At 64.3% G+C, this 24198-nt stretch carries 21 protein-coding genes and 1 pseudogene; 12 read left to right on the forward strand and 10 right to left on the reverse strand.

Annotated features, from left to right (window positions below; all coding sequences use genetic code 11):
• The first annotated feature begins 14 nt into the window (after positions 1-14).
• The 7 genes and pseudogenes from OUY36_RS11320 to OUY36_RS11350 all read left to right on the forward strand — a co-directional run.
• On the forward strand, positions 15-395 hold the full coding sequence (locus OUY36_RS11320; RefSeq protein ID WP_003239740.1) for a MerR family transcriptional regulator: 381 nt from the start codon (positions 15-17) through the stop codon (positions 393-395).
• 66 nt (positions 396-461) lie between these two features.
• Positions 462-1625 (forward strand): isovaleryl-CoA dehydrogenase, encoded by a 1164-nt coding sequence (locus tag OUY36_RS11325; RefSeq protein ID WP_042919589.1) that lies wholly within the window; start codon positions 462-464, stop codon positions 1623-1625.
• A gap of 69 nt (positions 1626-1694) precedes the next feature.
• Positions 1695-3302 carry a carboxyl transferase domain-containing protein gene (locus tag OUY36_RS11330; RefSeq protein ID WP_023123347.1) on the forward strand — a complete coding sequence of 536 codons (1608 nt, stop codon included), beginning with the start codon at positions 1695-1697 and terminating at the stop codon, positions 3300-3302.
• A gap of 109 nt (positions 3303-3411) precedes the next feature.
• Positions 3412-4212: a gamma-carboxygeranoyl-CoA hydratase gene (locus tag OUY36_RS11335; RefSeq protein ID WP_023123348.1), complete on the forward strand. Its 801-nt coding sequence runs from the start codon at positions 3412-3414 to the stop codon at positions 4210-4212.
• Positions 4209-6143: an acetyl/propionyl/methylcrotonyl-CoA carboxylase subunit alpha gene (locus OUY36_RS11340; RefSeq protein WP_023123349.1), complete on the forward strand. Its 1935-nt coding sequence runs from the start codon at positions 4209-4211 to the stop codon at positions 6141-6143. Before OUY36_RS11335 ends, OUY36_RS11340 begins: the two co-directional genes overlap by 4 nt.
• A 190-nt stretch (positions 6144-6333) precedes the next feature.
• On the forward strand, positions 6334-7233 hold the full coding sequence (locus OUY36_RS11345) for a hydroxymethylglutaryl-CoA lyase (protein ID WP_023123350.1): 900 nt from the start codon (positions 6334-6336) through the stop codon (positions 7231-7233).
• Between the two features lie 244 nt (positions 7234-7477).
• Positions 7478-8374, forward strand: a pseudogene (locus OUY36_RS11350) (AMP-binding protein); the annotation flags it as partial.
• An 85-nt stretch (positions 8375-8459) separates the two neighbouring features.
• Here the strand turns inward: OUY36_RS11350 and merR are convergent.
• On the reverse strand, positions 8460-8858 hold the full coding sequence (merR, locus tag OUY36_RS11355) for an Hg(II)-responsive transcriptional regulator (protein ID WP_003089120.1): 399 nt from the start codon (positions 8856-8858) through the stop codon (positions 8460-8462).
• 74 nt (positions 8859-8932) lie between these two features.
• Between merR and OUY36_RS11360 the strand changes: the two genes are divergently transcribed.
• Genes OUY36_RS11360 through OUY36_RS11370 form a run of 3 tightly spaced genes read left to right on the forward strand, consistent with a single transcriptional unit; the run spans position 8933 to position 9791 of the window.
• Complete coding sequence (locus OUY36_RS11360; RefSeq protein WP_003089115.1) at positions 8933-9283, forward strand: mercuric transporter MerT family protein; 351 nt, start codon at positions 8933-8935, stop codon at positions 9281-9283.
• Positions 9284-9295: 12 nt separating this feature from the next.
• The gene (merP, locus tag OUY36_RS11365; RefSeq protein WP_003150552.1) at positions 9296-9571 is read left to right on the forward strand and encodes a mercury resistance system periplasmic binding protein MerP; all 276 of its coding nucleotides are present in this window, start codon (positions 9296-9298) and stop codon (positions 9569-9571) included.
• A 7-nt stretch (positions 9572-9578) separates the two neighbouring features.
• On the forward strand, positions 9579-9791 hold the full coding sequence (locus OUY36_RS11370) for a GDCCVxC domain-containing (seleno)protein (protein WP_003089113.1): 213 nt from the start codon (positions 9579-9581) through the stop codon (positions 9789-9791).
• Positions 9792-9803: 12 nt separating this feature from the next.
• On the opposite strand, the gene OUY36_RS11375 is transcribed toward OUY36_RS11370, so the two are convergent.
• From OUY36_RS11375 to OUY36_RS11390, 4 genes are all read right to left on the reverse strand, one after another.
• Positions 9804-12797 carry a Tn3 family transposase gene (locus tag OUY36_RS11375; RefSeq protein WP_003299771.1) on the reverse strand — a complete coding sequence of 998 codons (2994 nt, stop codon included), beginning with the start codon at positions 12795-12797 and terminating at the stop codon, positions 9804-9806.
• Between the two features lie 3 nt (positions 12798-12800).
• On the reverse strand, positions 12801-13211 hold the full coding sequence (locus tag OUY36_RS11380; RefSeq protein ID WP_003150546.1) for a putative toxin-antitoxin system toxin component, PIN family: 411 nt from the start codon (positions 13209-13211) through the stop codon (positions 12801-12803).
• A complete protein-coding gene (locus OUY36_RS11385) occupies positions 13211-13450 on the reverse strand; it encodes a ribbon-helix-helix domain-containing protein (RefSeq protein WP_003089107.1) in 240 nt (79 codons plus the stop codon). The genes OUY36_RS11380 and OUY36_RS11385 overlap by 1 nt, the downstream gene beginning before the upstream one ends.
• Before the next feature lie 192 nt (positions 13451-13642).
• On the reverse strand, positions 13643-14536 hold the full coding sequence (locus OUY36_RS11390) for an integrase (RefSeq protein ID WP_003291594.1): 894 nt from the start codon (positions 14534-14536) through the stop codon (positions 13643-13645).
• A gap of 573 nt (positions 14537-15109) precedes the next feature.
• On the opposite strand from OUY36_RS11390, the gene OUY36_RS11395 reads away from it, so the two are divergent.
• Both OUY36_RS11395 and OUY36_RS11400 read left to right on the forward strand, forming a co-directional pair.
• A complete protein-coding gene (locus tag OUY36_RS11395) occupies positions 15110-15544 on the forward strand; it encodes a hypothetical protein (protein WP_041110863.1) in 435 nt (144 codons plus the stop codon).
• A 508-nt stretch (positions 15545-16052) separates the two neighbouring features.
• A complete protein-coding gene (locus tag OUY36_RS11400) occupies positions 16053-17048 on the forward strand; it encodes an IS5-like element ISPsp6 family transposase (RefSeq protein WP_003282265.1) in 996 nt (331 codons plus the stop codon).
• Positions 17049-17301: 253 nt separating this feature from the next.
• On the opposite strand, the gene OUY36_RS11405 is transcribed toward OUY36_RS11400, so the two are convergent.
• The 5 genes from OUY36_RS11405 to bktB form a co-directional block, all read right to left on the reverse strand.
• Positions 17302-18246: an electron transfer flavoprotein subunit alpha/FixB family protein gene (locus tag OUY36_RS11405; protein WP_042909929.1), complete on the reverse strand. Its 945-nt coding sequence runs from the start codon at positions 18244-18246 to the stop codon at positions 17302-17304.
• A complete protein-coding gene (locus OUY36_RS11410; protein ID WP_042909930.1) occupies positions 18246-18995 on the reverse strand; it encodes an electron transfer flavoprotein subunit beta/FixA family protein in 750 nt (249 codons plus the stop codon). The genes OUY36_RS11405 and OUY36_RS11410 overlap by 1 nt, the downstream gene beginning before the upstream one ends.
• Before the next feature lie 78 nt (positions 18996-19073).
• A complete protein-coding gene (locus OUY36_RS11415) occupies positions 19074-20852 on the reverse strand; it encodes an acyl-CoA dehydrogenase (protein ID WP_042909931.1) in 1779 nt (592 codons plus the stop codon).
• Positions 20853-20871: 19 nt separating this feature from the next.
• Complete coding sequence (gene fadB, locus OUY36_RS11420; protein ID WP_041110995.1) at positions 20872-22977, reverse strand: fatty acid oxidation complex subunit alpha FadB; 2106 nt, start codon at positions 22975-22977, stop codon at positions 20872-20874.
• Positions 22977-24164, reverse strand: a complete 1188-nt coding sequence (gene bktB, locus OUY36_RS11425) for a beta-ketothiolase BktB (RefSeq protein ID WP_042909932.1) — start codon at positions 24162-24164, stop codon at positions 22977-22979. The genes fadB and bktB overlap by 1 nt, the downstream gene beginning before the upstream one ends.
• Between the last annotated feature and the right edge of the window lie 34 nt (positions 24165-24198).

Raw genomic sequence — 24198 nt, forward strand, 5'->3', positions numbered from 1 at the left:
ACGAGAGCACCCCGATGCCCACCACCTACTCCATCTCCGACCTGGCCCGCGAACTGGACGTGACGCCGCGCGCCATCCGCTTCTACGAGGAGCAAGGCATGCTCGCCCCCGAGCGCCGCGGCCAGGAGCGCATCTTCAGCCCCCGCGATCTGGTCACCCTGAAACTGATCCTGCGCGGCAAGCGCATCGGTTTTTCCCTGGCCGAGTGCAAGGAGCTGATCGACCTCTATGACCCCAGCAGCGGCAACCGCAAGCAGCTGGAAACCTTCATGGAAAAGATCGCCGCACGCCGCGCCCAGCTCGAGCAGCAGCTGCTGGACATCCGGCAGATGCAGCTGGAGCTCGATACCGCCGAGGAGCGCTGCCTGGCAGCCCTGGCCGAAACCGACATGTAGGGTGCGTCGCGCCCCCCCAACCGACCCGGTGCGCACGGCGCACCCCAAAACAACAAAAGGTGTCCCATGAGCTACCCCACCCTCAACTTCGGCCTCGGCGAAACCATCGACATGCTGCGCGATGCGGTCCACCACTTCGCCCAGGCCGAGCTGGCCCCGCGCGCGGCGCAGATCGACCGCGACAACGAGTTCCCCATGGACATGTGGCGCAAGTTCGGCGACATGGGTCTGCTGGGCATGACCGTGGAAGAGGAATACGGCGGCACCAACATGGGTTACCTGGCCCACGTGGTGGCCATGGAAGAGATCAGCCGCGCCAGCGCCTCGGTTGGCCTGTCCTACGGCGCGCACTCGAACCTGTGCGTCAACCAGATCCGCAAGAACGGCACTCACGAGCAGAAGCTCAAGTACCTGCCCAAACTGTGCTCCGGCGAGCACGTCGGCGCCCTGGCCATGAGCGAGCCCAACGCCGGCTCCGATGTGGTGTCGATGAAGCTGCGCGCCGAGAAGCGCGGCGACCGTTACCTGCTCAACGGCAACAAGATGTGGATCACCAACGGCCCGGACGCCAACACCTACGTGATCTACGCCAAGACCGACATCAACGCCGGCTCGCGCGGCATGACCGCCTTTATCGTCGAGCGCGACTTCAAGGGCTTCTCCCGCCACCAGAAGCTGGACAAGCTGGGCATGCGCGGCTCCAACACCTGCGAGCTGGTGTTCGAAGACTGCGAGGTGCCGGAAGAAAACATCTTGGGTAGCGAAGGCGGCGGTGTGCGCGTGCTGATGAGCGGCCTGGACTACGAGCGCACCGTGCTCTCCGGCGGCCCCACCGGGATCATGAGCGCCTGCATGGACGTGGTGCTGCCCTACGTGCACGAGCGCCAGCAGTTCAAGCAGTCCATCGGCGAATTCCAGCTGGTGCAGGGCAAGCTGGCCGACATGTACGCCGGCATGAACGCCTCCAAGTCCTACCTGTACAACGTCGCCAAGGCCTGCGACCGCGGCGAGGAATCGCGCAAGGACGCCGCGGCGGTGATCCTCTACACCGCCGAAATGGCCACCAAGATGGCCCTGGACACCATCCAGCTGCTCGGCGGCAACGGCTACACCAACGAGTACCCGGCCGGCCGCCTGTTGCGCGACGCCAAGCTCTACGAGATCGGCGCCGGCACCAGCGAGATCCGCCGCATGCTGATCGGCCGCGAGCTGTTCAACGAAACCAAGTAATCCGTAGGGTGCGCCATGCGCACCAAAACAACGGCAGGGTGCACACGACGCACCCTACAGGAAGCGACCATGGCCATCCTGCATACCCAGATCAATACCCGCTCCCCGGAGTTCGCCGCCAACAGCGCGGCCATGCTCGAGCAGGTCGCCGACCTGCGCGCCCTGCTCGCCCGCCTGCACGAAGGCGGCGGCGAGAAGGCCCAGGCGCGCCACACCGCGCGTGGCAAGCTGCTGCCGCGCGAACGCATCAACCGCCTGCTCGACCCCGGCTCGCCCTTCCTGGAGATCGGCCAGCTCGCCGCCCACGAGGTCTACGGCGAAGAGGTACCCGCCGCCGGGGTGATCGCCGGCATCGGCCGGGTCGAAGGCGTCGAGTGCATGATCGTGGCCAACGACGCCACGGTAAAAGGCGGCAGCTACTACCCGCTGACCGTGAAAAAGCACCTGCGCGCCCAGGCCATCGCCCGCGAGAACCGCCTGCCGTGCATCTACCTGGTGGACTCCGGCGGCGCCAACCTGCCGCGCCAGGACGAGGTGTTCCCCGACCGCGAGCATTTCGGGCGGATCTTCTTCAACCAGGCCAATATGAGCGCAATGGGGATTCCCCAGATCGCCGTGGTGATGGGCTCCTGCACCGCCGGCGGCGCCTACGTGCCGGCGATGAGCGACGAGACCATTATGGTGCGCCAGCAAGCGACGATCTTTCTGGCCGGCCCGCCTCTGGTCAAGGCCGCCACCGGTGAAGTGGTGAGTGCCGAGGAGCTGGGCGGCGCCGATGTGCACTGCAAGACCAGCGGCGTGGCCGACCACTATGCCGACGACGACGAACATGCCCTGGCCCTGGCCCGGCGCAGCATCGCCAATCTCAACTGGCGCAAGCTCGGCCAGCTCGACGCCCGCGCGCCCATCGCCCCGCGCTACCCGGCCGAGGAGTTGTACGGGGTGATTCCGAGTGATGCCAAGCAGCCGTTCGACGTGCGCGAGGTGATCGCCCGTATCGTCGACGACTCGCAGTTCGATGAATTCAAGGCGCTGTTCGGTACCACCCTGGTGTGCGGCTTCGCCCGCATCGACGGCTACCCGGTGGCGATCCTGGCGAATAACGGCATCCTCTTCGCCGAGTCGGCGCAGAAAGGCGCGCACTTCGTCGAACTGGCCTGCCAGCGCGGCATTCCGCTGCTGTTCCTGCAGAACATCACCGGCTTTATGGTCGGGAAAAAATATGAAGAGGGCGGTATCGCCAAACACGGCGCCAAGCTGGTCACCGCCGTGGCCTGCGCCCAGGTGCCGAAGTTCACCGTGATCATCGGCGGTAGCTTCGGCGCCGGCAACTACGGCATGTGCGGCCGCGCCTACGACCCGCGTTTTCTATGGATGTGGCCCAACGCCAAGATCGGCGTGATGGGCGCGCAACAGGCCGCGGGCGTGCTGGTGCAGGTCAAGCGCGAGCAGGCCGAGCGCGCCGGTCAGCACTATTCGGACGAGGACGAGCAGCGCCTCAAGCAGCCCATAGTCGAGCAGTACGAGAAGCAGGCGCACGCATACTACTCCAGCGCCCGACTGTGGGACGACGGCGTGATCGACCCGGCGCAGACCCGCGAAGTGCTGGCCCTGGCCCTGTCGGCCAGCCTCAATGCACCGATCGAGCCGACCCGTTTCGGTGTGTTCCGCATGTAATCCGTGGGAGGGGCTTCAGCCGCGACAACCGCGCTACAGGTCGCGGCTAAAGCCCCTCCCACACCGAATCCAATGTATCGGTGCGCACGGCGCACCCTACGGAATGACCATGACCGACTTCACCACCATCGAGCTTGCAAAAGACCCGCGCGGTTTTGCCACCCTGTGGCTCAACCGCCCGGAGAAGAACAACGCCTTCAACGCCGCGATGATCCGCGAGTTGATCCTCGCCCTCGACGCCGTTGGCGAGGACAAGAGCCTGCGCTTTTTGCTGCTGCGCGGCCGCGGCAAGCACTTTTCTGCCGGCGCCGACCTGGCCTGGATGCAGCAGGCCGCCGAGCTCGACTACAACGCCAACCTCAATGACGCCCGCGAGCTGGCCGAGCTGATGTACAACCTGGCCGCCCTGAAGATCCCCACCCTGGCCGTGGTGCAGGGCGCGGCCTTCGGCGGTGCGGTGGGCCTGGTCAGTTGCTGCGACATGGCCATCGGCGCCGAGGACAGCCTGTTCTCCCTGTCCGAAGTGCGTATCGGCCTGGCCCCGGCGGTGATCAGTCCCTTCGTGGTCCAAGCACTGGGCGAACGCGCGGCCAAGCGCTACGCACTGACCGCCGAGCGCTTCGACGGCCACCGCGCCCGCGAGCTCGGGCTGCTCGCCGAGACCTGCCCGGCCGCCGAACTCGATACCCAGGCCGAGGCCTGGATCGCCAACCTGCTGCTCAATAGCCCGCAGGCCATGCGCGCCAGCAAGGACCTGCTGCGCGAAGTCGGCAGCGGCGAACTGACGCCGGCCCTGCGCCGCTATACCGAGAACGCCATCGCCCGTCTGCGCGTCAGCGCCGAAGGCCAGGAAGGCCTGCGCGCCTTCCTCGACAAACGCACGCCCGCCTGGCAGGAGCAACAAGCATGAACCTCAAGCCTATCGACACCCTGCTGGTGGCCAACCGCGGCGAGATCGCCTGCCGCGTGATGCGCACGGCCAAGGCCATGGGCATCCGTACCGTGGCGGTGCACAGCGCCATCGACGCCACGGCGCGGCATGTGCGCGAGGCCGACCTGGCGGTGAATCTGGGCGGCGCCAAGCCGGCGGAAAGCTACCTGCTGATCGACAAGCTGATCGACGCGGCCAGGGCCAGCGGCGCCCAGGCCATCCACCCCGGCTACGGCTTTCTCTCGGAAAACGCCGGTTTCGCCCGCGCCATCGAAGAAGCCGGGCTGATCTTCCTCGGCCCGCCCGCCTCGGCCATAGACGCCATGGGCAGCAAGTCCGCGGCCAAGGCGCTGATGGAGGCCGCCGGCGTGCCGCTGGTGCCCGGCTATCACGGCGAAGCGCAGGATATCGACACCTTCCGCCAGGCCGCCGAGCGCATCGGCTACCCGGTGCTGCTCAAGGCCGCTGCCGGCGGTGGCGGCAAGGGCATGAAGGTGGTCGAGCGCGAAAGCGAGCTGGCCGAGGCCCTGGCCAGCGCCCAGCGCGAGGCGCAGTCGTCGTTCGGCGACTCGCGCATGCTGGTGGAAAAATACGTACTCAAACCGCGCCACGTGGAAATTCAGGTATTCGCCGACCAGCACGGCCACTGCCTGTACCTGAACGAGCGCGACTGCTCGATCCAGCGCCGCCACCAGAAGGTGGTGGAAGAAGCCCCCGCCCCCGGCCTGTCACCCGAACTGCGCCGCGCCATGGGCGAGGCGGCGGTCAAGGCCGCCCAGGCCATCGGCTACGTCGGCGCCGGCACCGTGGAATTTTTGCTGGACGAGCGCGGCGACTTCTTCTTTATGGAGATGAACACCCGCCTGCAGGTGGAACACCCGGTCACCGAGCTGATCACCGGCCTCGACCTGGTGGCCTGGCAGATTCGCGTCGCCCGCGGCGAGGCGCTGCCGATCACGCAGGAACAAGTGCCGCTTAACGGCCACGCCATCGAGGTGCGCCTGTACGCGGAAGATCCGGACCACGACTTCCTCCCGGCCACCGGCACCCTGGCGCTGTACCGCGAAGCCGCCGCCGGCCCCGGCCGACGTACCGACAGCGGCGTGGCCCAGGGCGATGTGGTCTCGCCCTTCTACGATCCCATGCTCGGCAAGGTCATCGCCTGGGGCGAGAACCGCGAGGAAGCGCGCCTGCGCCTGCTGGCCATGCTCGACGAAACCCTGGTCGGCGGGGTCAAGACCAACCTGGCCTTCCTGCGTCGCGTGCTGGCCCATCCGGCCTTCGCCGCCGCCGAGCTGGACACCGGCTTTATCCCGCGCCACGAGGCGCAGCTGCTGCCACCGCCCAGCGAGCTGCCGGAGGCCTTCTGGCAACTGGCGGCCGATGCCTTTATCCAGAGCGAAGCCGCACACCGTCGCGCCGACGACGCCCATTCGCCCTGGGCCGCGCGCAGCGGCTGGCGCAGCGGCGGCCCGGCGGAGATCGAACTGCACCTGAGCTGCCAGGGCAGCAGCCGCAAGGTGCGCGCCAGCGGCCAGGCGCATCTGCAGGGCGACAGCCTGCTGGTGCCCGGCGCGGCGCAGCAGCGCCTGCCCGCGATCCGCCAGGGCGACACCCTGTACCTGCAATGGCAGGGAGAACTGCACGCGGTCAGCCGCTTCGACCCGATCGCCGCCGCCGAGGCCAGCCATCATCAGCACGGCGGCCTGACCGCGCCGATGAACGGCAGCATCGTCCGCGTACTGGTCGAGCCGGGCCAGGCCGTGGAGGCCGGCACCGCCCTGGTGGTGCTGGAAGCGATGAAGATGGAACACAGCATCCGCGCGCCCGAGGCCGGCACGGTCAAGGCCATCTACTGCCGCGAAGGCGAGCTGGTCGGCGACGGCGCGGTGCTGGTGGAATTGTCGTAGGGTGTCGCGGGGCCGCCTAGGCTTTGCGCACCAACGGCTGCGTTGGTGGATGTAAAAAGCGACATCCACCCTACGCTGTCGTGCGTCATGCGCAGCAAGCGCCCTAAGATAGCCAAACCCCATGGTGCGCACGGCGCACCCTACGCCACCGCGCACGCGCGATGACAACGGATACATACGAGGAACCCCGATGAGCCTGCCCAAATCCGTACGCCTGGTCGAAGTCGGCCCGCGCGACGGCCTGCAGAACGAGAAACAGCCGATCAGCGTGGCCGACAAGGTGCGCCTGGTGGACGACCTGAGCGCCGCCGGCCTCGGTTATGTCGAGGTTGGTAGCTTCGTCTCGCCCAAATGGGTGCCGCAGATGGCCGGCTCCGCCGACGTCTTCGCCGCCATCCAGCGCCAGCCGGGCGTCACCTACGCCGCGCTGACGCCGAACCTGAAAGGCTTCGAGGCCGCCCTGCAGGCCGAGGTCGAAGAGGTGGCGGTATTCGCCGCCGCCAGCGAGGCCTTTTCGCAGAAGAACATCAACTGCTCCATCGCCGAGAGTCTGGAGCGCTTCGTGCCGCTGATGGAGGCGGCCAAGGCCGCCAAGGTGCGCGTGCGCGGCTATGTGTCCTGCGTGCTCGGCTGCCCCTACGACGGCGAGATCGACCCGGCGCAGGTCGCCAGCGTCGCCCGCGAGCTGTACGCCATGGGCTGCTACGAGGTATCGCTCGGCGACACCATCGGCACCGGCACGCCGGGCAAGACCCGCCACCTGATCAACGTGGTCGGCCGCGACATCCCCCGCCACCTGCTGGCCGGACATTTCCACGACACCTACGGCCAGGCCCTGGCCAATATCTACGCCAGCCTGCTCGAAGGCATCCAGGTGTTCGACAGTTCGGTCGCCGGCCTCGGCGGCTGTCCCTACGCCAAGGGCGCCACCGGCAATGTCGCCACCGAGGACGTGCTCTACATGCTGCAGGGTCTGGGCATCGACACCGGCATCGACATGGACAAGCTGATCGCCGCCGGCCAGCGCATCTGCGAGGTGCTGGGCAAGGCCAACGGTTCGCGGGTGGCGCGCGCACGCCTGAGCCGATAAGCCCGTAGGGTGGATGACGCTTTGTTCATCCACCAATCCTCACCACGGTGTCACGCCATGGTGGATCGGTGAAGCGTGATCCACCCTACGCTCCGAGCCACCTTGCGTTTCGCGCCAGTTGCCGTGGTGGCGTCACTGCGGCAGAAGGTCGGTCGCGTGGCGATAAGCGTCGCTGCGCGTCAAGGCAACCCCGTCCGCTTGCGCTAGGGTAGAAAGTACCGACAAGCAACGACGAGGACCGGCCATGCAGCAGCCTCTCTGGACGCCCTCCGCCGAACGTATCGCCGCTACCCGCCTGGATGCCTTCCGCCGCCTGATCAACCGGCGCCACGGCCTCGAACTGGCTGACTACCCGGCCCTGCACGCCTGGAGCATCGAACAGCGCGAGGCCTTCTGGCAGGCCATCGTCGATTTCTTCGAGATTCGCTTCAGCGCGCCCGCCGAGCGGGTGCTGCGCGAGGGCCCGGCCATGCCCGACGCCGATTGGTTCCCCGGCGCCCGGCTGAATTTCGCCGAACACCTGCTGCGCCGCCGCGACCCGCATCCGGCGCTGGTGGCCGTGGGCGAAGACGGCAGCCGCGAGCAGCTCAGCTACCTGGAGCTGGCCGGGCATGTCGCTGGCCTGCAGCGCAGCCTGCGCGCGGCTGGCGTGGGCGTCGGCGACCGGGTCGCGGCCTTTATGCCCAACACCTGGCAGACGGTGGTGGGCATGCTCGCCGCCACCAGCCTCGGCGCCACCTGGTCGTCCTGTTCGCCGGACTTCGGCACCCAGGGGGTGATCGACCGCTTCGGCCAGATCGAGCCCAAGGTGCTGATCGCCGCTGCCGGCTACCGCTACGCCGGCAAGAATCTGGACCTGGCCGCCAAGCTGGGTGAAATCCTCGAACGCCTGCCGAGCCTGGAGCAACTCGTCGTCGTGCCCTACTCCCGGCCCGAGGCGAAGCCCGCCGACTTCAGCACCCAGGCCCGAGTGTCGCTGTGGCAGGACTTCTACCGCCCCGGCGGCGAACCCGAATTCACCGCCGTGCCCTTCGACCAGCCGCTATACATCCTCTACTCCAGCGGCACCACCGGCGTGCCCAAGTGCATCGTCCACGGCGTGGGCGGCACCCTGCTGCAGCACGTCAAGGAACTCGGGGTTTGGGGAGCAATGGAACCAAAAACCAACGTAAGCTCTGAATCCCACCGTAAAGGGGCTTTCCGATCTCCAGCTCACCCGCCAGGCATTACTCTCTGATCAGTGCCTCGATGATCGGGCAGATCGTTCCGCCGTCTCCCGCATCACATTGCTGCACCAGTTCGCCTAACAGTTGCTGCATGACGACCAAGTCGGCCATCTTCTGCTCGATCAACGCGAGCTTGCGTGCAGCCCGTGCTCGCGTTTCGGCACAGGCGCACGACTCATCCAGCGTCAGCAGTCCACCGACTTCCGAGAGCGTGAAACCCAGCGCCTGAGCCCGCTTGATGAAACGCAGTCGCTTCACCATGTCCACCGGATAGCGCCGATGGCCACCCAAGGGTTTGGCTGGTTCATCCAGCAGCCCGCGTCGCTGGTAGTAGCGGATCGTCTCGACGTTCACCCCGGCGGCGTCTGCCAGCTTGCCAATGGTCAGCTCTGTGGCCATCACTTTCTCCTTGATTCCGTACTTTGGTACGGAGTTTAGAATAGCACCTAGGCAATCAGGCTCAGGAGATGGGAATGGGGATGCAACTCACCGGGAAAGGCTCGCTGGTCGCGAGTTCGCTGACCGCCATCGGTGCGTCGGTGTGCTGTGTCGGGCCACTGGTGCTGTTGGCACTCGGTGTCGGCGGTACGTGGGTGGGCGCTCTGACCATGATGGAGCCACTACGCCCCCTCTTCATCGGGTTGACTCTACTGTTCCTGGGATTGGCATTCCGCAAGCTCTACCTGGTGCCACAGGTTTGTACGCCAGGTACACCCTGCGCCGATCCGCGCACGCTCGTGCGACAGCGACTCGTGTTCTGGATCGTCAGCGTGCTGCTGCTCGGCCTATTGGCCGTGCCGTGGCTCGCCCCGCTGTTCTACTGAAGGAGATTAACCATGCGCAAACTGCTGATCGCCGTGCTTTTCGCCTTGCCCTTCGTGGCGCTGGCGGCTCCCCCGAAAACCGTCACGCTCGACGTGCAGAACATGACGTGCGGACTCTGTCCGATCACGGTCAAGAAGTCGCTGGAGAAGGTGTCCGGCGTGAGTGACGTCCAGGTCAATTTCGACCAGAAGACGGCGACCGTCACCTACGATCCCGATAAGGCCCAGCCCGAGGCACTGACTGAGGCGACCGCGAACGCGGGATACCCCTCCACAGTGCAGAAGTGAGGTCACGATGAGCGCCATTGTCCTTGAGTCCGTGCTGACTTGCCCGCGCTGCGGCTTCGCCAAGCCGGAAACCATGCCCACGGACGCCTGCCAGTTCTATTACGAGTGCAGCAACTGCAAGGCGCTGCTGCGCCCCAACCCAGGGGATTGCTGCGTTTTCTGTTCGTTCGGCTCGGTGAAGTGCCCGCCGATCCAGCAGCAGCTTGGGTGTTGCTCATAGCGTTTAGGGGGATCACAGGTCGTCGTCTGGATTACGCAGTGGCCGCAGCTCGCCGCGCGCAACTTCTTCCGGTACCGCAAAGGAATACCGCCCGAGCATGTTGATGTGCTCGTAGATCAGCGGCGATAGCCGGGCCAAATCCTCTTCCAGCACTGGATAGCCGTGCTGCTTGAGCCGTTCCACGGCCGCCGTCATGTAGAGGGTGTTCCACAGCACGATGATGTTCACCACCAGGCCCAGAGCACCGAGCTGGTCTTCCTGGCCTTCGCGGTAGCGCTGGCGGAGCTCGCCGCGTTTGCCGTGGAACACGGCGCGGGCCAGGCTGTGCCGGCCTTCGCCTCGGTTCAACTGGGTCAGGGTGGCGCGGCGCTTGGACTCGTCGTCGATATAGGTCAACGTGTGCAGAGTCTTTTCGATCCGCCCGAATTCGGCCAGCGCCTGGGCCAGCCGGGTGGGTCTATCTCCCGTTTGCAGCGTGCGCATGATGCCAGTCGCCGGCACCCGGCCGAGTTTGAGCGAGCCGGCCAGGCGCAGCAGGTCGTCCCAGTGCTCGGCGATCAGGTCGAGTTTGACCGACTGGCGGGCCAGCCCGTTGAGCTTGCCGTAGTCCGCGTCCGGGCGCGTGCGCCAGAAGCGGGTACCGCCGACATCGGCCAGCCGCGGACTGAAGTGGTAGCCAAGTAGGCGGAAGAGCCCGAACACCACATCGCTGTAGGCCCCGGTGTCGGTCATGATTTGCGTCGGCTGCAACTCGGTCTGCTGTTCCAGCACGACCGCCAGCAACACCAGGCTGTCGCGCAGCGTGCCGGGCACGGTGATGGCGTTGAGGCCGGAGAATTGGTCGGAAATCAGGTTGTACCAGGTGACACCCCGGCCGGTGCCGAAATACTTCGGATTGGGGCCGGCATGCACGGTGCGCACCGGTACGACGAAGCGCATGCCATCGGCGGAGGCGACCTCGCCGCCACCCCAGACTTGGGCCAGTTCCAGTTGGCTTTGCGCTCCGACCAGGATGGCGTTAGCCGCTGACAGGGTGTCGTCGCGGATATAATTCTGGCTGACCCAGGACAGCCGGTCACGGCGCAGCGCCGGGTTGTCGGTGCGGATCAAGGGCTCCAGGCCGGTGTTGCAGGCCCCGCCCAACAGCACCGCGCAGAGGCTGGTGACCAGGTTGTCGGCGCGTGCATTGCGTTCGGAGACATGGGTGAAGGCCTCGGAAAAGCCAGTGCGGGCGGCGATTTCCAAGAGGATTTCCGGCAGATCGACACGCGGCATCAGGTCAGACACGGCCGCCCGCAGTTGCAGCAACGAGCAGGGCTCGTCCAGCTTGTCCAGCGCCCCGAGCGACAGTTCGGTCTTGCCCTCGGTGTTCTCGCTCAGTTGAATCGCCGGGTTGTCGGGCAGGCGCGCGGCTACTGCCAGCCAGGTTGCATCCAGCTCGACGGACAAGGCGTCCAGGGTGGTTTTGGCGTCGATGGTCAGGCCCAGTGACCGGCAGATGATCGGTCGCGCCGCCAGCCATTCGGCACCGTCGAGCAGGCCAAGGCGCGGGTCGGCATAGCGCCAACTGGGCGAGACGAAGACATCGCGGCGGCGCAGGGCCGTGCGCAGCGCATCGAGCGTGCAGAACACATAGGCACCCATGTCGAGGGAGCCATCTTCGCGGGTGATGTGCTTCTGCCAAGCCTTGGCCACGATCTCCTGCGGCGCGTCATCCTCTGGCTTCCGGCGCGGCAGGTTCAGTTGCAGCCACTCCAGACTAGCCGCCACGCCCTTGCCGGCCGGGCTGAAGCCGAAGCGGATGTGCTTGAGCAGGTCGGGCAGGAAGCGGCGCACGCTGCGGTAGCGCGCTTCCAATGCAAGAAAATAGACGTCATCTACCGGGCGGATCAGCGCGTTGACCTCTTCCAGGGCCTTTTCCAGGGTGGTCCTCGGCAGGTCGTTGAACAGCCGGGCGCGCACGTTGTCATCGCTGATCGAGCTGTCCAGCACGACCTTGCACGCGGCGGCGAGCGTCGCGGCCGACCGATCCAGGTCTTTCAGGCTGCGCATGCGGGCTTTCTTGTCGGCCTTCTCCGCGTTGCTGAACAGGTCGCGCAGCAAGGCCTCCAGGACTTCCAGTGCGTCGTCGTGCGCAGTCGCCTCCAGGCAGAGTGCGAAGGCCACCAGTGTCGCCATCCGCCGCGACGCCGGCAGCCGATTAATCGCGGTGACCTTGGCCGTGTTGGCGAAGCGGGCCAGGGCGGCGATACGGCTGGGAGGGATGTGCGCCGCCGCCGGCAAGGTGATGCCGATGCCGCGCACGTCATCGAGCCGGCGCAGTGCCCGAATCAACGCGGGGCCACTGACCATGACCGGGCCGGAGCGCAATTGATCCAGCCGGGAGCTGCGGTTGCCTTCGGCCACCGTCAGCAAGTCTTGCAGTTGCAATCGCTGTTCCTCAGTCACGCTGCGGCCCAGCGTAAACCAGAGGCGTTCTTCGACCCGACTGCGCAACTGGGCGATAAAGCGCTCTAGTTGAGACACACCAGGCAGGAGGACTTTCTGTGTGAACAGCCACGAGGTGGCTCGCTCAAACAGCACTCCCGGCCGGTCGGTGCCCGTCCAGCAGAGGGCATACAGCCAGCGGCTCAAGCGAAAGCCGATGCCCGGATCGGTGAAATGACGATAGCCAAAGCGGTTCTGAATATCGGTGGCATGTATCCAGCGGCGATGATCGCTATAGCGCTGGAGGCAGTCGGGGTCTGGAATCGCCAGTTGTCGGCAAAGCACCTGCAGGACTTCCACCGGCACGGCGGCGGGCTTGTCCGGCAGAACGCCAACGAAGCGGACGGTGGTCAGCAGAACGGCATAACCCAGACGGTTATGGTTACCCCGCAGCACCTGGATGGCTTCACGGTCTTCATCGCTCAGGTGGAAGTAACGTTCCAGCTCTTCACGGCTGGGCGAATCAACATAGCGGCCAAAACCGTCGCGTTGCTCTTGAGTCAGAAAACCGACCGGCATTGATCACAGCACCTCGACGCAGAACACGGCGGGCGTGACGATCCGCGTGCGTTCGATGTGCCCGCGTTGCAGCAGGCCGGCGCGGCGATCACCGGTTACCAGGTAGTCCGCATCGCCCGCCAAGGCCATGGCCAGCAAAAACGAGTCATCCGGATCATCGGCTTCGACCTCGATGGTCAGGCGCTCCAGTACCACAGCCCGTTGCAGGTTATTGATCATGGCGCCCACCTTGGCGGGCTGTAGGATGGCCTGAAGCTTGGGATAGCGGCTGGCTCGACGAATTTCATCGAGTTGCATCCGCGAGGTCACCACCTCGAAACGCGCCGCCCGCCAGGCACGGTAGATCGCATCGGGCGCGCCATGTGGCGAGATCAGGGCGCTGAACAGGATGTTGGTATCCAACACGACCCGCATCAGCGCTTACGTGCCCAGTCGAGCGCTTCGTCAACCGCGTTGGTCAATTCTGCCTCACTCAGATGGGCGTTAGCGGCCTTGGCCTGCTCAGCGCTCAGCTCCAGGATGTGTGCCCGTACCGCTTCTTCGATGAAGCGCGACAGGTCGCCCTTACGGCCGCCGCCCTGGCTGGCCAGAAACATCCGAAGCGACTGGTCGGTGTCGGCCGAGACGGCGACATTCCAGCGAATGGTATTCATAGCGTTCTCCGCTAATAGGTGTTTGTGTGTTTATACGCCAATCACAAAGGGCGATGCAATGGTTCGACAAAACGAACAGATACCTGAGCGTTGACGACGTAAAGGTGGAAACCGCTATCAAAACCAGAGCTAGATACAAACGCTCTATAGCCTAAGGAATTCATGATTGTCCGCTGAAATGACCACATCACCTCAGCCGTCAGCGACCTCAGTCCTACGATCCAAGTCTCGCTGATCATTAAGAGCCACGGCGTCCGCACGCATTCGAGCAGGCACTGTATCTCTCACCTTTGAAAAGTCAGCATCGCTTGCAGGCTTAACCTTAACCGCTTCTGCACGTCCAAATCTTTTATCGCCATAGCGGCTAATCGAATCGGTAGCCTGGTGCCCCATGACGTATGCCATTTCTATTGCGGACATGCCTGAGGCTTTCAGATTTGAGCCGAACTGGTGACGAAGTGTGTACATACTCGGCACCTTCCTCCTACCGAATAGCTCAGTAGCGACTTGGTGAAGCGCAACGCGTATTGAATCCATACTGCGCGGCTGACATTTAAAAGCAGCGAGAGCGTTTCTCAAGATATTGCAGACGTCTCCATCAGCCTCAAGCGTTCGGCTAGCGCCGCGTAAACCGTTGTGGCTAAGCTTTGCACCGGATATATGGATGCGCCGGCCATCGATAGAAATTCCGTTAAGCTCGCATGGTCGCGCTCCGGTAAGAGATATCACCATTAAAGCTCCCGCTTCGACAGGCATATCTCGTTCAGCCAGACACCGTAGCCACGCTTCGAAATCAGCGGTAGAAAGCTTCTGCGGACGTCGCTGCTTTTTCTTTCGCGGCAGATTTAACACAGTGACCGGATTGAGCGTACGATTGATTTCTTGGGCAGCCCAGAAATTTCCTCGATGCTTTTGATCAAACGCCAAAGCGTTACGTAGGCGCCGATAATAATCCGGGCGGTAATCAGGGGCCGCCCGTAGTAAAGCACCAATAATATTGAGCTCATCAAGCTCAACGCCCTGCATCCGAGTCGCATAAAAATTACTGGCCAAACTAATATAGGCGCTTTGAGTCTCTGCATTCATATTATTCTTCTAATTATTATTTGCGTGACACATGCCACACAATCAATTATTGCAAATACGAAAACAAAAAAACAACAACCAGAGCATTATTTTTTATATAACCCCAAAAGCCAAACATTGCAAAGGTGCAAAAATTCTATCCTTTCTATATCGCATTCCGGACTTTGGTTCGTTGGCCAAGGACGCACCATGTTAACCGGATCCCACAAGACGACCGGCCGGGAGCAGCACATAGGCCGACTGGATAGCGCTGGGTATGAGCAGGTGCTCCCATTCTTACAGCCGATTCACATTTTAAAATGCCAGAAGCAAGTGGAGTGATTTTAAATTGTGCTCACAGTTTGGGTCGGCGACGGACTGGGGCAATCGCCTACCGAGACACCACTGCCCACGGCATACTGCTTGTGCCAATTTTAAATTATGGGTTTGGGTCGGACACGCTACTAGATAGCCAGCCGAACGGCCTCCGGGGCGTTAACCGTGAGAGCTGTATAAAAATACAGTATAGCCTATTGCCTTTTTAAAGCGGAGCAACTTAGAATTATGAACAGAACAACAACCTGAGGAAAAAACATGTCTGTCCTAATTCTTAACTGCGAGCGCGACGAAGTCGGCGGTCAATACCTAGTAGCAAGCATTCACGGTGTGGAACACTACGTATCACTTGATGATGACTATCCGGAGCAAATCCCAGATTCAGATGATATAGTCCACCGCATTAATGCAGATGACTTCAATGAGCTTTCAGAGCAGGTACGCTCCTACGTGCGCAAGCACAGCATCGCCCCCATTCATTCACTCGATGATGTTAAGCTGCTTGCAATGCGGCTCGGCGATATGAAAGCAAAGACCTACGAAATCGACGAAGAAGGTCTTGGCCTCACGCTCCGTGACTGTAACGTAGATAAAGGTGTACGCATCCTAGCTCGTAAATTTCAGAGTACATATCAGGCACATCGCTGGCTGACCGAGCAACTGGATATTTTAGGTTTCAATGCGTCACGGTAAGCGTGCAAGCGCTAATGTCCCGCCATTGCATTCCTAATCAAAAGCCGCATGCAACCGCAGGCGCGCTATAGATAAAGACGTTTAACCGACTAAATTGACTTCATCCGACTCGGTTAGACGTTGGCTTTATTGTAGTCCACCTGATTAACTTGAAGGCTGCTCACTTCAAATCTTTTCTGTCTCGCGGTAGCCTTTCGTTTAGCAATGCTCGGCAACCGACGCACGCTTTATAGATTGAACCAACAAAGGCGCATGGATCATGGTTCATCTACAGCAGAAGTACCGTCATCCAGTATTTCCGCCTCGAGGCGCCCCATATAACCATTAAGCAATACTATAGCCAGCAGACAACATAGCGGAGCAAGTGCTTGCTCCGCAGAGAGTTGCGAAGACCGTCGTCAATTCGTACACCACCGTATTTCCCTGAAACAACCGTTAGGGAGACACTGCATAAATAGCCAGCCGCCCCCACCCTTGGCACACTGAGCCCCCTCAACCAGCCCCCTCCATGAGCTTTGTTACGCGCGTGCAGAAGACCTTCTCCGAACTCGAATATACCGGCAAGAAAAAGCAGACTCGCCGAGATCGCTTCCTGGCTGACCTTGAACAGCTGGTGCCCTGGGCACAAGTGGAGGCGCAAGTGGCGCCGTTCTATAGCGACACCACAGGCAAGCGTGGACGCCCTGCGATTGGGTTGTCGCGCATGCTGCGCATGTATGTCGTGCAGCAGTGTTTCGGTCTCTCCGATGAAGGTACCGAAGATGCCGTCTACGACAGCCAGGCCATTCGTGGTTTCATCGGCATCGACCTGGGCCGTGAGTCGGCACCGGATGCCACTACCTTGTTGCGATTTCGCCGCTTGCTGGAAACCCATCAGCTAACGCGGGTGCTGTTTGAAACGATTAACCAGCATCTGGCCAGCCGGGGTCTGCTGCTCAAGGAAGGCACTATCGTCGACGCTACCCTGATCGCCGCGCCGCCCTCGGTCAAGAACCGAGAAGGTAAGCGTGATCCTGAGATGCATCAGGCCAAGAAAGGCAATCAATGGCACTTCGGGATGAAGGCCCACGTTGGTGTCGACGCCACATCGGGACTCGTGCACAGCGTGGTAGGGACTGCCGCCAACGTGGCGGATGTCACCCAGGTCGATCAGTTGCTGCACGGCGCCGAAACCTATGTTTCGGGTGACGCTGGATACACTGGTGCGGCCAAGCGACCGGAGCATGCTGAACGGGACGTTGTCTGGTCGATTGCAGCACGGCCAAGCAGTTACAAACATCACGGCAAAGACAGCGTGCTGTACCGAGTCAAGCGCAAAGTCGAATACGCCAAGGCGCAGCTGCGTGCCAAGGTCGAGCATCCCTTCCAGGTGATCAAGGTGCGCTTCAATCATCGTAAGGTTCGCTACCGTGGACTGGAAAAGAATACGGCGCAGTTGTTCAGTCTGTTTGGGTTGGCCAATCTGGTACTGGCCAAGCGGTATTTGCAACGGACGGCGGGATAAGTCCGTCCGAAAGGCGGGGCTGGCCCGCTAATCAGCAAAATCAGGGTAGAAATCGGCCCAAGAAACGCAGAATAAGGCCGGTAGGTTGAAAAAACCGGGTTGAAAAAGGGGGACGGTGAGAATTGGCTAATTGTTCAGCGTCTCCTTAGTGGTCTATTTCTCAGGACAGGCAAAGGAACGCAGACAGCCGCCTAGTTCGCCTATTACCGTTGGCTACAGGCCGATGGTTTCGATTAATGATACCTACTTCGACTCAGACGAGCTTTTCCAACTCCGGCAGGATCTCGAACAGATCCCCGACCAGGCCGTAGTCGGCGACCTGGAAGATCGGCGCTTCCTCGTCCTTGTTGATCGCGACGATCACCTTGGAGTCCTTCATGCCCGCCAGGTGCTGGATCGCACCGGAGATGCCGACGGCGATGTACAGCTGCGGCGCGACGATCTTGCCGGTCTGGCCGACCTGCATGTCGTTCGGCACGAAGCCGGCGTCGACCGCGGCTCGCGAGGCACCGACTGCGGCGCCGAGCTTGTCGGCCAGCGAGTACAGGTGCTTGAAGTTGTCGCCGTTCTGCATGCCGCGGCCGCCGGAAACGACGATCTTGGCCGCGGTCAGCTCCGGACGGTCGGATTTGGCCAGCTCTTCGCCAACGAAGGCGGACTTGCCGGCGTCACCGCTGCCGGAGACCTGCTCGACGGCCGCTGAGCCGCCCTCGGCGTTCACCGCGCCGAAGCCGGTGGCACGCACGGTGATGACCTTGATCGGGGCGCTGGACTGCACGGTGGCGATGGCGTTGCCGGCGTAGATCGGGCGCTTGAAGGTGTCGGCGCTTTCGACGGCGATGATCTCGGAGATCTGGTCGACATCCAGCAGCGCCGCCACGCGCGGCAGGAAGTTCTTGCCATTGGTGGTGGCCGGAGCCAGCACGTGGCTGTAATTTTTCGCCCCACTTTCCCCTACAAGCTGCGCGATCAGCGGCGCGACGTTTTCCGGCAGCTGATTGGCGTAGGCCGCGTCGTCGGCGACCAGCACCTTGGACACGCCCTCGATCTTGGCCGCCGCTTCACCGATGGCGCCGCAGCCGCTGCCGGCGACCAGCACGTGGATGTCGCCGCCGATCTTGGTGGCCGCCGCCACGGTGTTCAGGGTTGCAGCCGCCAGGACCGCGTTGTTGTGTTCAGCGATAACCAGGATAGCCATCAAATCACCTTCGCCTCGTTCTTCAGTTTCTCGACCAGTTCAGCCACGAACTTGACCTTGATACCGGCGCTGCGGGCAGCCGGCGCTTCGACCTTGAGGGTCTTCACGGTCGAGGTGGTGGTCACGCCCAGCGCCTCGGGCGTCAGGGTTTCCAGCGGCTTCTTCTTGGCCTTCATGATGTTCGGCAGCGACGCGTAGCGCGGCTCGTTCAGGCGCAGGTCGGTGGTGACGATCGCCGGCAGGTTCAGCGCGACGGTCTGCAGGCCGCCGTCGATCTCGCGGGTGACGTTGACCTTGTCGCCAGCGACTTCCACCTTGGAGGCGAAGGTGCCCTGGGCGTAGCCGGTCAGCGCGCCGAGCATCTGCCCGGTCTGGTTGTTGTCGCTGTCGATCGCCTGCTTGCCGAGGATGATCAGTTGCGGCTGCTCCTTGTCGACCACGGCCTTGAGCAGCTTGGCGATCGCCAGGGAATTGAGTTCATCAGCGGACTCGACCAGCACGGCGCGGTCGGCGCCCAGCGCCAGGGCGGTACGCAGCTGCTCCTGGGCAGCGCTCGGGCCGACGGAGACGACCACGATTTCGCTGGCCACGCCTTTCTCTTTCAGGCGCACGGCTTCTTCCACGGCGATTTCGCAGAAGGGGTTCATCGACATCTTGACGTTGGCCAGGTCAACGCCGGAGTTGTCCGCCTTGACGCGGACCTTGACGTTGTAATCGACCACTCGTTTGACGGCGATCAGTACTTTCATGTGGAAAACCTCTCGATCTCACGGGAGCGGATGCCCGCCGCCCAGCCGGCGGGTAAGGCGAGCACCTGCCGGGTCGGTTCAGAAAAGCTCTTCGACGAGCGCCATGGTGCTGTGGCTACCGGCGAGCACGCTGGCAAGCAGGGCGCCGGTGCGAGGCAGCAGGTGGTCGGTGTAGAAGCCCGCGGTGACCAGCTTGGCCTCGAGAAAGGCGGGATCGCCGCGCCCTGCGGCCAGCGCGGCGGACGCGGCCAGCGCCGAGCGCGCCATGGCCCAGCCCCCGCACAGGTAACCCAACAGCATCATCAGGTTGAAGGCGACGCTGCCGGGCAGCGCGGGATCGCTTGCAGCACCTTCCAGCAGGTACTGGCGCGCTCGCCGTGCAGCTGCCAGCGCCTCGGCCAGCGGCGCCGCCAGCCTGCTGCAGCGCGCATCCTGGCGCAGGTGGCCGAGGGTCGTGTCGATGTCATCGAGCAGCTCGGCCAGCAACGCTCCTTCGTTGGCGAGGGTCTTGCGCCCTACCAGGTCCATCGCCTGGATGCCGTTGGTGCCCTCGTAGATCGGCAGGATGCGCGCATCACGGAAATGCCGCGCAACACCGGTCTCCTCGACATAGCCCATGCCGCCATGAACCTGCACGGCCAGCGAGGTCACCTCCTGCGCCAGCTCGGTCAGCCATCCCTTGATGATCGGCGTGTAGAGATCCACGCGGCCCTGGCGGGCACGGTGGCTGGCCGGGTCGGGCGCATGGCGGGCGCGGTCCAGTTCGGACGCCGCGAGCAGCGCCAGGGCGCGCATGGCCTCGGTCGAGGCCTTCATCTGCATCAGCATGCGGCGCACATCGGGGAAGCGGATGATCGGGTAGCGGCTGCCGTCGCGCTGGGTGCCCTGCAAGCGCTCGCGGGCATAGCTGCGGGCCTCCTGCCAGGCGCGTTCGGAAATCGCCAGGCCCTGCAGCCCCACGGCCTGACGCGCGTGGTTCATCATCGTGAACATGCAGGCCAGCCCGGCGTGCGGCTCGCCGACCAGGTAGCCGATCGCCCCGCCCTGCTCGCCAAAGCTCATGGTGCAGGTCGGGCTGCCGTGGATCCCGAGCTTGTGCTCCAGCGACACGCAGCGCACATCGTTCGGCTCGGCGGCTTCGCCTGCGGCGTTCGGCAGGAACTTGGGCACCAGAAACAGCGAGATACCCTTTACGCCAGCAGGCGCATCCGGCAGGCGAGCAAGCACCAGATGAATCACGTTGGATGTCATCTGGTGGTCGCCCCAGCTGATGAAGATCTTCTGCCCGGTGATGCGGTAGTGCTCGCCTTCGGGAACCGCGCGCGCCTTGACAGCCGCCAGATCGGAGCCGGCATCCGGCTCGGTGAGATTCATCGTGCCGGTCCACTCGCCGCTGACCAGCCTGGGCAGATAGCGTGCCTGCAACGGTGCCGACGCATGATGCGCCAGTGCCTCGATGGCGCCCTGGGTCAGCAGCGGGCAAAGCGCGAACGCCATGTTCGCCGCGTGCCAGACCTCACTGACCGCGGTCCCCAGCACACTCGGTAGCGCCTGCCCGCCAAACGCCTCGGGCGCGGTAAGCGAACACCAGCCCCCTTCGCTGAACAACCGATAGGCGTCGGCGAAACCGGGCGCCTCCTTGACGCCGTGCTCGGTCAGCCGGACGCCTTCCCGGTCGCCGATCGCGTTCAGCGGCGCCAGCACTTCGGCGCCCAGTTTTCCCGCCTCGGCCAGCACTGCCGCCGCCAGCTCGCTGTTGATATCGCCCAGGCCAAGCTCGGCGCATAGGCGCTCGAAGCCCAGTACTTCATTGAGCACGAACTCGGTGTCGCGGTACGGATGGACGTAATCGGCCATGTGCGTTTCTCTCGGTGCGTTAGTGGTAGCGCTGGCCGCTGTGCAGCCGCGCGCGGAACTCGTCGGTGAGTTGGTACAGCCCGCCGTGGTGTGCATGGCGCCTGGCGCGGGCGGCGAACTCGGCGAGCCCCTGGTTCTGGATGTAGCGCAGCGCGCCACCGCGAAAGCGCGGGAAGCCGAGGCCGAGCACCAGGCCCATATCCGCTTCGGCGGCACTGGCGACGATGCCGTCTTCGAGGCAGCGCACGGTTTCCAGGCACAGCGGGATCATCAGCCGGTCGACGATGTCCTGGTCGCTCACCTCGGCGCCCGGCGTACCCAGCAGCGCCCGCGCCTCGGCCGACGGCTCGCGCTGGCGCCGGCCCTGCTCATCGGTGCCGTAGAGGTAGAAACCGCGGCCGTTCTTCTGGCCCAGGCAGCCGGCCGCGAGCAACTGCTCCATCACCGGCTCGCCGTCATGCCCCATGCGCCCGGGGTAGCCCTCCTGCAGCACCCGGTCGGCATGCACCATGGTGTCCAGGCCGATCACGTCGGCGAGATAGGCCGGGCCCATGGGCCAGCCGAAGGCTTCCATGACCCGGTCGATACGCTCAAAATCGACACCGTCCTGCAGCAGCCGGTTGAAGCCGTTGAAGTAGGGAAACAGCACCCGATTGACCAGAAAGCCCGGGCAGTCGCCGACCACGATGGGCGTCTTGCCCAGCGCCAGGGCGAAGGCCACGGTGCGCGACAGCGTCGCGTCGTCGGTGTGGCGACCGCGGATGACCTCCACCAGCGGCATCATCGGTACCGGGTTGAAGAAGTGCATGCCGCAGAAGCGCTCGGGGTGGCGCAGCCCTTCGGCCAGCCGGTCGATGGAAATGGTCGAGGTGTTGGAGGCCAGCACCGCGGCGTCGGCCACCAGCCCCTCGGCTTCGCCGAGCACCGCGGCCTTGACGTCGGCCCGCTCGACCACCGCTTCAACCAGCAGATCGACCTCGGCGAAGCCCTGCCAGTCCATCGTCGGGGTGATCCGCTCGAGGATCGCCGCCTTCTGTGCCTCGCTCAGCTTGCCCTTGGCGACCTGCCGGTCGAGCTGGGCGGTGGCGGTGCGCATGCCCAGCTCCAGCGCCTCGGCACGGATGTCCTTCATCAGGATCGGCGTGCCGCTGGCCGCCGCCTGGTAGGCAATGCCGCCGCCCATGATGCCAGCGCCGAGCACTGCGGCGCGGCGCACCGGCGCGGCACCTTCGGCATGCCGACGGGCCTGCTTGCGCACCGCCTGATCGGCGAGGAACAGCCCGACCAGCGAGGCCGCCTCGGGCCCACGCGCCAGGGCCACGAAGGTCTCGCGCTCGACTCGCAGCGCCTCGGCGAACTGCAGCCCGGCGTGGGTCTGCACCGCGGCGAGAATCGCCTGCGGCGCCGGGTAGCGCGGGTCGAGCGTATCGCCACGGGCGGCGATGCCGTCCGGCACAGCCACCGGCTGACGCTTGCGTGCGCGCCAGGCCTGCCAGTCGCCGCCCTCGGCAACCTCACCGAGCAGCGCCAGCGCCTCTTGGCGCAAGGTTTCCGGGGGCATCACACGTTCGGCGACACCGGCCGTCAACGCCGCCCCGGCCTTCCGCGGCTTGCCCTCGAGCAGCCAGTCCAGCGCATCGGCCACGCCGACAAGGCGCGACAGCCGCACCGTGCCGCCGAAGCCGGGGCAAATGCCCAGGGTGACTTCCGGCAGGCCGACCTGCGCATCCTCGGCCAGCACCCGGTAGTCGGTGGCCAGCGCCAGCTCCAGGCCGCCACCAAGGGCGAACCCGTTGATCGCGGCAACGCTTGGGTAGGGCAGCGATTCCAGGCGCCCGAGGCTGTCCAGCGCCTGCTCGATCCAGGCGTGCAGCGCGCCCTCCCCGGCCTCGAACAGCGCGGGGAATTCGCTGACGTCCGCACCGACCACGAACGCCGGCTTGGCGCTACGCACCAGCAGCCCGCGCAACGCGGTGTGCTCGAGCACCTCCAGCGCCGCGCGCAGATCCGCCAGGGTGGCGCGGTCCAGTTTGTTAACCGACGAGCCGTCGACATCCAGCACCAGCTCGGCGAAGCCGTCGCCAAGCATTTCCAGGCGCAGCGCCTGCCCTTGATAAAGAGTCATCAGAGGCACTCCAGCAATGCGGCGATGCCCTGGCCGCCACCGATGCACAGGCTGACCACGGCGAAGCGGCCGCCGCTGCGGTGCAGCTCGTGCACGGCCTTGACCATCAGGATCGCCCCGGTGGCGCCGATGGGGTGGCCAAGGGAGATGCCGCTGCCGTTGGGGTTGACCTTTTCCAGCGGCAGGTCGAGCTGCTGCACCACCGCCAGCGCCTGTGCCGCGAACGCCTCGTTGAGCTCGAAGAAATCGATATCCCCGATCTCCAGCCCGTTGCGCGCCAGCAGCTCGCGCACCGCCGGCACCGGGCCGATGCCCATGATCTCGGGTGCCACGCCGGACACCTGGTAGTCCACCAGCCGCGCCATGACCTGGTGGCCGTTGGCCTCGGCGTAATCGCGGTCCATCAGCAACAGCGCCGCGGCGGCGTCGTTCAGGCCAGACGCGTTGCCCGCGGTAACGGTGCCGCCCTCGCGCTTGAACGCCGGGCGCAGAGCCGCCAGCTCTTCCGGCGTGCAGTCGTGGCGCACGTGCTCATCGGTGTCGAACGACCGCGTGCCTTTGCGGGTTTTCAGCTCCACGGGGACGATCTGCCCGGCGAAGCGCCCCTCGGCGATGGCGCGGGCCGCCCGGCGGTGGCTTTCCAGGGCGAGAGCGTCCTGCTGCGCACGGCTGATGCCGTAGCGCTCGGCGACGTTTTCCGCCGTGATTCCCATGTGATAACGGTTGATCGGACAGGTCAGCGCGCCAACCATCAGGTCGAGTGTCTGGCCGTCTCCCATCCGCTGGCCAAAGCGGGCCGCGGGCAGCAGGTAGGGCGCGCGGCTCATGGACTCGGCGCCGCCCGCGATCGCCGCTTGGCAAAGGCCGAGTTGAAGCTGCTGCGCCGCACTGATGACCGCTTGCAGGCCGCTACCACAGAGCCGGTTCACCGACATGGCGACGCAGCGCTCGGTCAGGCCCCCTTCCAGCGCAGCCACCCGCGAGAGATACAGATCGCGCGACTCGGTCGGCAGTACGTTACCGAACACGCAGTGCCCCACGCTCGCCGGGGCCACGCCGTAGCGCTTGACCGATTCGGCAACCAGTTGGGTTGCCAGCTCACTCGGCCTGGCGTCTTTGAGGCTGCCGCCGAAATCCCCGATCGCCGTGCGCAAAGCGCCGGTGATCACCACCTCTCGTAGTTGCATGGAAGGCTCCCTGCTCAGGTAGAGTTGCCGGATA

This window comes from Stutzerimonas sp. R40042 (genome assembly GCF_026642215.1).
Classification (GTDB): domain Bacteria; phylum Pseudomonadota; class Gammaproteobacteria; order Pseudomonadales; family Pseudomonadaceae; genus Stutzerimonas; species Stutzerimonas frequens.